This is a genomic window from Lacinutrix venerupis (assembly GCF_003663945.1).
GTDB classification, from domain to species: domain Bacteria; phylum Bacteroidota; class Bacteroidia; order Flavobacteriales; family Flavobacteriaceae; genus Lacinutrix; species Lacinutrix venerupis.
Window position 1 is genome coordinate 276,760 of sequence record NZ_RCCH01000005.1, and the last position, 12,448, is coordinate 289,207.

Genomic DNA, 12,448 nt, shown 5'->3' on the forward strand with positions numbered 1-12,448 from the left:
TTTAGAATGAAAATTCAAAAAATAATTTATTGGGTTTCTACACTCTTTGTTTGTGGTGTTTTTTTATTTTCTGCAACTATGTACTTTACCAAATACAGTATGGTAGAAGGTTTTTTTAAGGCACTTAACCATCCTACGTATTTAATCTATCCTTTAGCTAGCTTAAAAATTATTGGTGTAATAGTAATTTTATTACGTAAAAATAATTGGTTAACAGAATGGGCGTATGCAGGATTCTTTTTTAATGCTATTTTAGCAAGTGCCGCACATTTTAATGCAAACCATGATATTGGTTTATCTTATTTTGTTATTCCTTTTATTTTAGTCTCTTATTTTTTAGGTAAAAAAGTAAGAGGTAATGTAATTAATAATTAAGGTATAACCAGCCAACAAAAGGTCTATTTATTGTGTCTATAGTAATACTATAATAGTAAGTTCCTACTGGTAGTAAATTACCTGAATTTGGAGAGCCAGTATTAGCAATACCATTCCAATTATTTTTATAGTTATTGGTTTCGAATACTAACTTACCGTAGCGATTAAAAATTTTCACATTATTTTCAGGATAATCTTCAATACAATTTATAGTAAACATTTCGTTATCTCCATCATTATTTGGCGATATACCTTGAGAAATTTTTAAACAATCATTTACAGTTACTTCTGCAGAATCTTCATTGTTTGTCTCATCTCTATCAATTTCTGTTACACCAGATAAAGAAGCTATATTCAGCAAGTTGTTAGATGAAATTACCTGTGCTGTTATATTTAATGTTTCAGATTGATTAGCTATTAAGTTAGGTAAACTCCAGAGAAAAGTATTACTGTTATATGTACCATATGAAGTATTAAAACTTGAAATAATATAACCGCTTGGAATACTTTCTAATATTGAAACATCTGTAGCATTAGTTGTACCTACATTTGTTGCAGTAATTGTAAATGTTACAGTCTCTCCAATACTTACAAGTTGTGGAGATACAGATTTTAAAACTTCAATATCTACATCGGTTTCTAAAATAATTACTTCGGCTGTGTCTTCATTATTTGTAAGGTCTCTATCTGTTTGTGTAACACTGTTTAAACTAGCAACATTTAATAAGTTATTATCTGCTACAATCTGGGCAACAATAGTTAACGTTTCAGTTTGGTTAGGTAATAAATTATTTAAACTCCATAAATACGTTGTGCTATCATAACTTCCTGTACTAACAGAAGCCGATATAAACTGATAACCGCTAGGTAAATTTTCTAATATTGAAATGTTTGTGGCTTCAGAAGTTCCAAGGTTCGAAGCATTAATGGTAAAGGTTACATTTTCTCCTACAAAAGCTTGTGTTGGCAATACAGATTTTAATACTTCAATATCCACATTTGTATTATCTGCAATAACATCTAAACTTGCGCTAGCTAAAGAGGAATCAATATTGTTTTGATCTGTAAAATTATCGTTATTATTTAAATAATTACCAATAATAGTCGAGGTTACCGGTACCGCAAATGTACAAGTTGCTACACCACTAGGAAATATTAAATCGTTTACCATTATACTTGTATCACCACTATTTCCAGAAAAAGTAGCAGTACAACCATTGCTTTGTGTCCAAGTTATTGGACCGGAAATAGTTAATCCGTTAGGGAGATTATCGGTAAAATCTATATTATTTTGTGCGGGATTTCCAGCTAAATTATTAACCGTAAATTCTAATATACTTTCTTGCCCAACAATAATTTGGTTAGGTGTAAAAGATTTTACAACGCTAGGAGCAATAACCTGTACATTACTAATAGAAATATTAGTTTCAATAGTTAATTCTTGATTATCACTTGGGTTTGGTATTGCTTGTGCATTATTAGAAAAAGCACCACCATAACTTGGAGCGGTAACAGGAATTATAATTTGTATTGTTGATGCGGCATCCATATTAGGTATTACTCCTGTTATAGTATTTCCTGACGTTGTAAATGTGGTACAACTTGCATTACCATTAGTAACAGCGCAAGTAGGTGTACCATTAATTGTAAATTCACTTCCTATAATATCTTGAAAATCTATGTTAATAGCATTAGAACTTGTATTACTGTTTGTAATGTCTATAATCCAATTAAAATTTTGGTTTACAACAACTTGAGTAAACTGTGGATACGTTTGTACTATTAAATCTACACATGGTGCAAAATAAGTTACCACACTTTGTTGGTTATTAGTTAGGTTAGAATCTTGTATGCTATCAACACTATTAATTCTAGCTCCATTTGTTACAGGTATTGCATTATTAGAACATTCTGGTTGCCAGTCTACAACTACTTCAAAAGTAATTGAGCTTTGGGCAGGTAAAGTATAATTGTCTTCAGGAGCAATGCTCCAAAACACATCTTCTAATCCGCCTTGAGGAAGTCCATCCATTTCAATACCAATATTTGCGTTATTAATTGTAGGACATGTTGCTGTGCCAGTTGTGGAGATGCAATTTACAGATACTAAAGCAGCTGTTGCAAGTGTATTAGCTCCAACAGGCATATAGTCTATAATTTCTACTATTGCATCTGTATCTGTATTTGGATTAGTAGCAGTAATCTCGTAGGTAACAGGTTGCCAGCCCACAGTATTAGTATTATCACTTCCTAATGGTAAAATTGGGTTTGTTTGTGTTTTTGTAATTTGTAAGTCTACTATATCTTCAGGATCACAAATTGATAGAGGTGGCAAAATCACAAAATCGCTTTCAGCATTATTTGCAGTATTACTTTCTAGAACATTGGTATCTAAAAGGTTAGCACCACTTCTTACATGTCCTTCCGAAGCTATTGGAGTACCTGTAGAACAATTGTCTGGTTCCAAGAATTTTACAACTGTAGTAAAAGTTATAGTTGTATTTGCGGGTACAATAAAATTGCTTGTAGTCCAAAAAATATCTTGATCTGTAATAGTAAAATCGTTACAAGTTATGGGTCCAGTAGTAGCATCGCAGGTAACAGACACTATGTCCCACTCTATATTTACAGATAAATTTTGAAGAAAAAACCGACCAAAGCCATCTAGTGGTCCATTATTACAAGCAATGGTTTCAAAAGTAATTTCTTCATCCCAATTTACCATTTGTGTTGGTAAAGGTGTTATTTGTGTAGTTTCAATACATAAATCTGTTGTTGCACAAACAGAGGTCTCGATAAGTTGTGTAAAAACAGTGTTAGAGTTGTTAGACGATTGGTTAGCATGAGGAATTTCAATATGAATATAACTATCTATTGCCAAAGGCGCAATATCTATACTGCAGGCAGGTTCTAAATATTTATATACTACCTCAAAACTTAAAGAGCTATTAGCATTAAACAAAATAGGATCATCATAAAGAAAAAGTGAAGTGTATTGAGGGCTAGCGGTAGAAACAAGAGTAGTTAATTGTGGTAAACTAGAAACATCTGGACATATGGTGCCATTGGTTCCATTTAAGCAAGATATAGACTCAAACTGCACGTTTGGAACTCCAAAATTTATAGCATTAGCTAGTTGTAATCTGCCAGAAAAACTATCTAAAGGAAACGCAATACTACTGTTATTAGTTATAGTAAATTGATAGGTAACCGTATCATCCCAATTAGAAATACCTGTACCTTCAGGTGGTGAAACTTGAGAATAGACAACAGAAAAATCAATAGGCAAATCATTAACATCTATAGATATTATAGATTGGTTGTTAGAGTTGTTGTTATCTGTAGTGCCACTTGGTGGAAAAACAGTAACATTAGTTGCAATCCCACCTGGAGAAATAGGAGCACGAACGTTTACTAACACCTCTACACTAGAGTTACTTGGCATATTTGCAATAGTTCCTGTAAGTGTATTACCAGCAAAAACCAAATTCGATACATCACTTGCACCTCCATTTTGGTTTTGTCCCATAGCTGTAAAATAACTAACATTTGTACTTAGCGTTTGAGAAAATGTAGCATTGCTTACTGCGTTTCCAGAATTTAAAATAGTTATTAAATATTGAAAATCTTGAAAGATATTAACTTGCGAAACAGAAGTATTAGATAAATTCTGGGCTTCTACCACAATAGATAAATCTGTAGTTTGTGCTTTTACACTAAAAAATGAAAAATAAAATAATAGTAAGCAAATAGCGATTTTTTGCATTGGTTGGTTTTATTAGTAGATGACAATTTAATAAAAGGTTGCGTATAAAACATATAAAAGATTGTAAATTTGAAATTATAAGCAAGTAATAATGAGTAAACTCTATATAGTACCAACACCTATTGGAAACCTTGAAGATATTACCTTTAGAGCGGTTTCGGTTTTAAAATCTTCAGATTCAATTTTAGCCGAAGACACTAGAACTTCAGGTAAATTATTAAAACATTTTGAGATTAAAACACCAATGCAAAGTCACCACATGCATAACGAGCATAAAATGGTAGAGCGTTTGGTAGAGCGTATTAAAAACGGAGAAACTATTGCGCTTATTAGCGACGCAGGAACACCAGCCATTAGCGATCCTGGTTTTTTGCTAACACGAGCTTGTGTAGAAAATGGAATTGAAGTAGACTGTTTGCCTGGCGCTACAGCCTTTGTACCTGCATTAGTAAATTCTGGTTTGCCAAACGATAAGTTTGTTTTCGAAGGTTTTTTACCTGTAAAAAAAGGAAGGCAAACACGCTTAAAATTACTAGCCGAAGAATCCCGAACCATTATTTTTTACGAGAGCCCACATAAACTCATAAAAACACTTGGACATTTTTGTGAATATTTTGGAGAAGATAGGCCAGTTTCTGTATCAAGAGAACTCACCAAGCTGTTCGAAGAAACCATTAGAGGTACTGCCAAAGATGTTTTAACACATTACACAAACAAGCCACCAAAAGGAGAAATTGTAATTGTAGTTGGTGGGAAAAAGTAATAACATCAAAACTTTAAGCTATAATTAATATAAAATAAAAATTGCTTTTATAACTTCAGTTTCTAAACTGAAAATTATGAAAACCAAACATTATAACGTCTTCGTTATTGGTTCCGGAATTGCTGGACAAACTGTTGCAAAAGCATGTGTAAAACAAAAATTAACCGTTGCTATTGCCGATAATCGAGAGTTTGGTGGTACTTGCGCCAATAGAGGTTGTGATCCTAAAAAAATAGTCATTCAGTTTTCTGCATTATTAGAACAGTCTCAACGCTTAGAAAAAATAGGTGTTTCAAAACTCCCAAAAATAAGTTGGAAAAAAGTACAGCAATTTAAAACACAGTTTGTTGAAGATATTCCGGTAGAAACTGAAGAGAGTTTTAAAAAATTAAATATAGATTTATATCACCAATCACCAGAATTTATTAATGAAAATGAAATTTTGGTTGAAGGGAAAACTATTACAGCAGATTACTTTGTAATTGCCACAGGCAGAACACCAAGAGTATTACCTATAAAAGGAAGTAAACATCTAGAAACTAGCGATGCTATTCTTAATCTTAAAAAAATTCCTAAAACAGCAAGTTTTATTGGCTCTGGCTACGTAGGTATGGAATTTGCAACAATGCTAGCTATATTAGGTTGCAAGGTTACTATTTTTGAACAAGGAGATAAAGCGCTTTCAAATTTCGATCAATTTTTAGTAGAAAAATTAAATAAAAATATAAAAATTAAATACGCTTTAAATGGAGAAAAGATGCGTCATAAAAGCCGAAAAGTTTTTAATACAGCAGGAAGAATACCTTCTGTAAAAGATTTAAAATTAGACAATGCAAATATAAAATTAGACGAAACAGGAATTGTAGTAAACGATTTTCTTCAAAGTACAACCAATAAAAAAGTCTATGCTTGTGGCGATGTATCTAGTTTATCTTTACCGCTAACACCACTTTCCGGTTTGCAAGGCTATATAGTTGGAGAAAATATAATAAATAATAATAAAAAGGAATTTCAATTTCCTGTGGTTCCATCAACTGTATTTACTCAACCTAATTTATCTAGTATTGGTTTGCAGGAAGATGAAGCAAAAAAACGCTATAAAAACATTTTAGTTTTTAAAGGAGAAGCAACAGATTGGTTTAATGCCAAAAAATCCAATCAAAATACATACGCTTATAAAATAATAGTAAATAAACGTACTCAAGAGATTGTGGGTGCACATATCTTAAGTGAACGTGCTAATGAAAATATTAACTTGTTTTCTATGGCAATTTCTAATAAAATGACTGTTTCAGAATTTAAAAGACTCATTTTCACTTATCCATCTTATAGTAATGATTTAAAGGCTATGTTGGCTGACGAAGATTAAGAAAGAAAAAAATTATTAGTATTAAATATTTTCAAGCCATTTCTATACGAAATGGCTTTTTTATTTCATAAATTTAAGCCACAATAAAAACAAAACAATGATTAACAAAAAAGTAAACTCGGTTAACGATGCTACGAAAGGTATAAGTGATAACATGACGTTTATGCTTGGAGGTTTTGGCTTATCTGGAATTCCAGAAAATGCCATAAAAGCATTAGTTGATAGTGGAATAAAAGGTTTAACCTGTATTTCTAATAATGCAGGAGTAGATGATTTTGGATTAGGCTTATTATTACAAAAAAAGCAAATAAAAAAAATGGTGTCTTCTTACGTTGGTGAGAATGATGAGTTCGAACGCCAAATGCTTTCTGGAGAGTTAGATGTAGAATTAATTCCACAAGGTACTTTAGCCGAAAGATGTCGAGCAGCACAAGCTGGTTTTCCAGCTATTTATACACCTGCAGGTTATGGAACAGAAGTTGCCGAAGGCAAAGAAACTAGAGAGTTCGATGGTAAAATGTATGTTTTAGAACACGCATTTAAAGCCGATTTTGCTTTTGTAAAAGCTTGGAAAGGTGATGCAGCCGGAAACTTAATATTTAAAGGTACAGCTAGAAACTTTAATCCAGTAATGTGCGGAGCCGCAAAAATTACAGTAGCCGAAGTAGAAGAGTTAGTACCAGTTGGAGAATTAGATCCTAACCAAATACATATTCCAGGCATATTTGTGCAACGTATTTTTAAAGGTGAAAATTACGAGAAACGTATAGAACAAAGAACGGTAAGACAAAAAGAGTAAATGTAGTTTCAATTTATTCGTATTTAAGCATGTAAAACATATTATATGCTTAAAGTAATTAATGAAATTTTCCGCGTAAGCGAAGACAAAAAACAAAATATTATGCTTGACAAAACAGGAATAGCAAAACGTATAGCAAAAGAAGTGCAGGATGGTTACTATGTAAATTTAGGAATTGGTATTCCTACTTTAGTAGCAAATTATGTGCGAGAGGATATAGAAGTAGAATTTCAAAGTGAAAATGGTGTACTTGGTATGGGACCATTTCCTTTTGAAGGCGAAGAAGATGCCGATATTATTAATGCAGGAAAACAAACCATTACCACATTACCAGGCGCTAGTTTTTTTGATAGCGCTATGAGTTTCTCGATGATTCGTGGTCAACATGTAGATCTAACTATTTTAGGAGCTATGGAAGTTGCAGAAAATGGAGACATAGCAAACTGGAAAATACCAGGAAAAATGGTAAAAGGTATGGGTGGAGCTATGGATTTAGTTGCAAGTGCAGAAAATATTATAGTGGCAATGATGCATACTAATAGAGCTGGAGCATCAAAATTGCTAAAAAAATGCTCTTTGCCATTAACAGGTGTTGGTTGTGTTAAAAAAATAGTAACTAATCTTGCGGTTATAGAAGTAACAGATAAGGGTTTTAAATTATTAGAACGCGCACCAGGAGTTTCTGTAGATGAGATTAAAAAAGCTACAGAAGGTAATTTAATTGTTGAGGGAGAAATACCAGAAATGAATATTTAATATAGTAAAAATTTATTAAATGTTAAAGTTTTATGCGTTTCGTCGAATAATTATGCTTTTTGACTGATAAATATGAAAATCTAATATATATTAGCAGTCCCAAACCTATCGAAAATTATATAGCCAAATGTACCATAGCTTAATTGCTTTGTTATGCAAAATATAAGCTTTATAATTTGACTCAAATTTATCATAAACTGCCTACGTTATGAATTCAGATTTATTTCTTTTAAACCAATATAAAAAAGTAAAGAAAACTTTTAAACTTATAGGAAATATAATGTATTTAACTAAAAAAGTATTTATGTTATAATCCTTTAGGTATAGCATTTATTAACTTTTTTGTGTATTCTTTTTTTGGTGAGTTATAAATAATATCAGCATCATCTAATTCTTCAATTTTCCCTTTATTCATAACCAATAATTGGTCACTCATATATTTTACCACGGCAAGGTCGTGAGAGATAAATACATAAGTAAAATTAAATTTCTCTTTCAATTCGTTTAATAAATTTAATACTTGCGCTTGAACAGAGATATCTAAAGCAGAAACAGATTCGTCACAAATTATTAATTTAGGTTGTAATGCAACAGTTCTAGCAATGCCTATTCTTTGTCTTTGTCCTCCAGAAAATTCGTGTGGATATCTGTTAAAATGAGAAGCATCAAGACCTACACGTTCTAAAATTTCAATAGCCTTGTCTCGTCTTTCATTAGTATTATTATATAAATTATGAACAACCATAGGTTCTATAATAGCCTCACCTACAGTTAACCTAGGATTTAAAGAAGAATAGGGATCCTGGAAAATTATTTGAATATCTTTTCTTAGCTTTTTAACTTCAGAAGCCGATAAGTTAACAATGTCTTTACCTTTAAACAAAACATGTCCTTTAGTAGGTTTATCTAAAAGTAAAATAGCATTTCCTAATGTAGATTTTCCACAGCCAGATTCTCCTACTAAACCTAGTGTTTCTCCTTCATATAATTTAAAACTAACATTATTAACAGCTTTAAAATTCTCTGCTTTAGAAAACAATCCAGATTTTGAAATATATTCTTTTTCAAGATTAACAACTTCTAATAAGGGTGTCTTACTATATATTTTTTCATGATTTTTAGCTCTTATTTCAGAAGTTATTTCTTCGTTTAATACATTGCCATTCATAACGTCATTAATAGTTGGTAGTCTTTTTAACCTTGTGGTTAAGGATGGTCTAGAGTTTATTAATGCTTTAGTATAGTCGTGTTTTGGATTTTTAAATATAGCTTCAACCGTATTTTGTTCTACAATTTTACCTTTATACATAACTAAAACACGATTTGCAATTTGAGAAATCAACGATAAATCATGAGTTATAAAAATAATACTCATTTTAGTTTCAGTTTGCAATTCTTTTAAAAGAGCTATTATATCATTTTGTACAGTAACATCTAAAGCTGTTGTTGGTTCATCTGCAATTAAAATTTGTGGTTTGCAAGCAATAGCCATAGCTATCATTACACGTTGTTTTTGACCACCAGAAATTTCATGTGGATAAGAATTATAAACACGAAAAGGATCTGGTAGTTTTACTTTTTCAAACAATAAGAGTGTTTCTGCTTTAATATTTTTTTTAGATAATTTTGTATGCTGAAACAATATTTCTTCAACTTGTTTACCACAAGTCATAGATGGATTTAAAGAGCTCATTGGCTCTTGAAAAATCATGGCTATTTTTTTTCCTCTTATAAACTGAAAAGCTTTTGGTGTTAGTGTGGTTAAATCATTTTCTTCAAAAAGAATACTTCCAGAAGTTATTTTTGAAATCTTTTTAGGAAGCAGCCCTAAAATAGCCAATGAAGATACCGATTTTCCAGAACCAGACTCGCCAACAATGCCTAGTATTTCGTTAGTTTTTAAATAATATGAAATGTTATGAATGATTCTGTTTTCTTTCTTATTAGAAAAAAATGAAACAGATAAATTGTTTATAGAAAGTAAGTGATTCATGTTTAGTAAAAATAGAATTTTTACACGAAAAATTACGGTAAATGCCGTAATCAATTGCAAATGTTAAAAAAATTAACAGTTTTTTAGCTAAAAAACCGAAAATTAAATATGTATTCTATTTTATTTTAATACATTTCTTATCGATTTAATAAAATTTTGATTAATATTTTAAACATTTCACATGAAAAAAACAATTACATTATCAATTATGAGTTTTTTATTTGCGTTTTGTGCTTTTGCACAAGTGGATAGAGAATGTGCTACAATGAAAAATTTGGAGTATAGAAAACAAAATGATCCTCAGCTTGCTCAACGCATGGAAGACATTGAAACGTTTACAAGACAGAAACTACAACAAATGGATAGTAATAGCCAAAATAAAGTAGTAGGAGATATAATAACATTGCCGGTTGTAATACATGTACTGTATAGAAATGCTACCGAGAATATTAGCGTAGCACAAATACAGTCTCAATTAGATGTTTTAAACGAAGATTTTAGAAGAACTAATCCAGATGCAGATAATACATGGTCACAAGCAGCAGACACTCAAATAGAGTTTTGTCTTGCAACTGTAGATCCTAATGGAAATGCTACTACTGGAATAACAAGAAAATCTACAACACGTCGTGATTGGGGAACTAGTGACGACATGAAACGATCTTCTACAGGAGGAATAGATCCTTGGGATACTAGTCAGTATTTAAATATGTGGGTTGTACCACAAATGTTAAGTAATGGTGGTACTATTTTGGGTTATGCTCAATTTCCAGGTGGAAGTGCAGCAACAGATGGTGTTGTAATGGGTTATAACTATTTTGGAAGAGTGGGCGCAGTAAGTGCTCCTTTTGATGGAGGTAGAACAACAACTCACGAAGTAGGTCATTTTTTAAATCTTCGTCATATTTGGGGAGATAGCAACTGTGGAAACGATTTTGTAAGCGATACACCAACTCATCAAACCTCTAATGGAGGTTGTCCTGTTGGTCAAGTTTCTTGTGGTTCTACAGATATGGTTCAAAATTATATGGATTATACTAATGATTCTTGTATGAACTTGTTTACTACAGGACAAAAAAATAGAATGCGTGCAGTATTAGAAGCCGGAGGAGTTAGACGTTCTTTAGCATTATCAGATAAATGTGGAGCAGTAGCACAACCAACGTGTACAGACGGTATACAAAACGGAGATGAAACTGGAGTAGATTGTGGTGGTTCTTGTACTCCATGTCAAACAGGTACACAATATTGTGCATCTCAAGGTAATAGTGTAAACGATGAGTATATTTCAAGAGTGCAAGTAGGAAGTATTAATAAATCTTCTGGAGCACAATTATATTCAGATTTCACAAGTACTTCTACAGATTTAAGTAAAGGTTCAAGTTACACAATTACGGTAACACCAACCTGGACAGGAACAACATATAGCGAAGGTTACGCAGCATGGATAGATTATAACAACGATGGAGATTTTACAGATTCTGGAGAACAAATTTTCTCTCTTGCAGCAACGCAGTCTTCTCCAGTTAGTGGGACATTTACAGTGCCAGCAGGAACTGCAAGTGGAGATAAGCGTTTACGTGTATCTATGAAATATAATGGTATACCAACATCTTGCGAAACATTCTCGTATGGAGAGGTAGAGGATTATACTGTAAATATAACATCTGGAGGATCAAATCCACCAACAGGATGTACAGGAGCAATTTCATCTTTCCCATATAGTGAAAGTTTCGAGTCTAATTTTGGATTATGGACTCAAGGATCTGGAGACGATTTTAATTGGACAAGACAATCTGGGTCTACGCCTTCAAGCAATACTGGGCCATCAAGTGCAGCAGCAGGCTCTCAATATGTTTATATGGAATCTTCTTCGCCTAATTATTCTACTAAACGAGCTATTTTAGTTTCTCCATGTTTTGATTTAACAGGACAAAACCAAGCAACATTTAGTTTTAAATATCACATGTATGGTGCGTCATCAATGGGAAGCTTAAATGTGGCAATAAGCACAAATAACGGTTCAACTTGGAGTACTATTTGGACTAGATCTGGAAACCAAGGGAATTCTTGGCAAGATGCTAGTATAGATTTATCTTCTTACGAAGGTAATAATGTTAGTTTAAGATTTGACGGAACTACAGGAACAACATGGCAAGGAGACATGGCTATAGATGCTATTGGTTTAAGTAATGGAGCTGCCTCGTCTGATAAATGTGCTGGTGTTTCTCCTTATGTTTCAGGTCAATCATACTCGGTTGGAGACCAAGTAACTTATCAAGGCAGTTTATACGAAAGAACTTCATCTGGATGGATTAATTTAGGTGCTTGTGGAACTGCAAGAACAACAGACGAAGGTTTTGTAGAATATTTAGGAGTTAATATTTCAGTCTATCCAAATCCAGTAAAAGGAAACATACTGTTTGTTAAATCTAATATAGAAAACTTACCATTTACTATTGTGAATATGTTAGGTCAACAAGTAGCAAAAGGAACTTCGGCTCAAGGTGTTAATGTTGCAAATCTTGAATCAGGAATGTACATGATTCAGTTTAATGTGAACAATACAACCGAAACAAGAAAGTTTATTAAGCAATAAGTTTAAGACTTGTTATTAAAAATAAAAG

8 protein-coding genes are annotated in these 12,448 nt (G+C 32.2%); 6 read left to right on the forward strand and 2 right to left on the reverse strand.

What is annotated here, in order from left to right:
• Window positions 1-6 precede the first annotated feature (6 nt).
• A complete protein-coding gene (locus tag CLV86_RS09490; protein ID WP_121051886.1) occupies window positions 7-375 on the forward strand; it encodes a DoxX family protein in 369 nt (122 codons plus the stop codon).
• Here CLV86_RS09490 and CLV86_RS09495 read toward each other — a convergent pair.
• Entirely contained in the window at window positions 365-4,141 is a 3,777-nt protein-coding gene (locus tag CLV86_RS09495; RefSeq protein WP_121051888.1) for a DUF7933 domain-containing protein, read from the reverse strand. The two genes, CLV86_RS09490 and CLV86_RS09495, sit on opposite strands and share 11 nt — an antisense overlap.
• 91 nt (window positions 4,142-4,232) lie before the next feature.
• On the opposite strand from CLV86_RS09495, the gene rsmI reads away from it, so the two are divergent.
• The 4 genes from rsmI to CLV86_RS09515 all read left to right on the forward strand — a co-directional run bounded on the left by rsmI (window position 4,233) and on the right by CLV86_RS09515 (window position 7,828).
• Window positions 4,233-4,904 carry a 16S rRNA (cytidine(1402)-2'-O)-methyltransferase gene (gene rsmI / locus CLV86_RS09500; protein ID WP_121051890.1) on the forward strand — a complete coding sequence of 224 codons (672 nt, stop codon included), beginning with the start codon at window positions 4,233-4,235 and terminating at the stop codon, window positions 4,902-4,904.
• 76 nt (window positions 4,905-4,980) lie between these two features.
• The gene (locus CLV86_RS09505; protein ID WP_121051892.1) at window positions 4,981-6,273 is read left to right on the forward strand and encodes a dihydrolipoyl dehydrogenase family protein; all 1,293 of its coding nucleotides are present in this window, start codon (window positions 4,981-4,983) and stop codon (window positions 6,271-6,273) included.
• Between the two features lie 97 nt (window positions 6,274-6,370).
• Window positions 6,371-7,072 carry a CoA transferase subunit A gene (locus CLV86_RS09510; RefSeq protein WP_121051894.1) on the forward strand — a complete coding sequence of 234 codons (702 nt, stop codon included), beginning with the start codon at window positions 6,371-6,373 and terminating at the stop codon, window positions 7,070-7,072.
• 102 nt (window positions 7,073-7,174) lie between these two features.
• A complete protein-coding gene (locus CLV86_RS09515) occupies window positions 7,175-7,828 on the forward strand; it encodes a CoA transferase subunit B (RefSeq protein ID WP_121051967.1) in 654 nt (217 codons plus the stop codon).
• 307 nt (window positions 7,829-8,135) lie between these two features.
• Here CLV86_RS09515 and CLV86_RS09520 read toward each other — a convergent pair whose 3' ends face one another.
• Complete coding sequence (locus CLV86_RS09520) at window positions 8,136-9,821, reverse strand: ABC transporter ATP-binding protein (protein ID WP_121051896.1); 1,686 nt, start codon at window positions 9,819-9,821, stop codon at window positions 8,136-8,138.
• Window positions 9,822-10,002: 181 nt separating this feature from the next.
• Between CLV86_RS09520 and CLV86_RS14305 the strand changes: the two genes are divergently transcribed.
• On the forward strand, window positions 10,003-12,420 hold the full coding sequence (locus CLV86_RS14305; protein WP_121051898.1) for a GEVED domain-containing protein: 2,418 nt from the start codon (window positions 10,003-10,005) through the stop codon (window positions 12,418-12,420).
• Window positions 12,421-12,448: the final 28 nt, after the last annotated feature.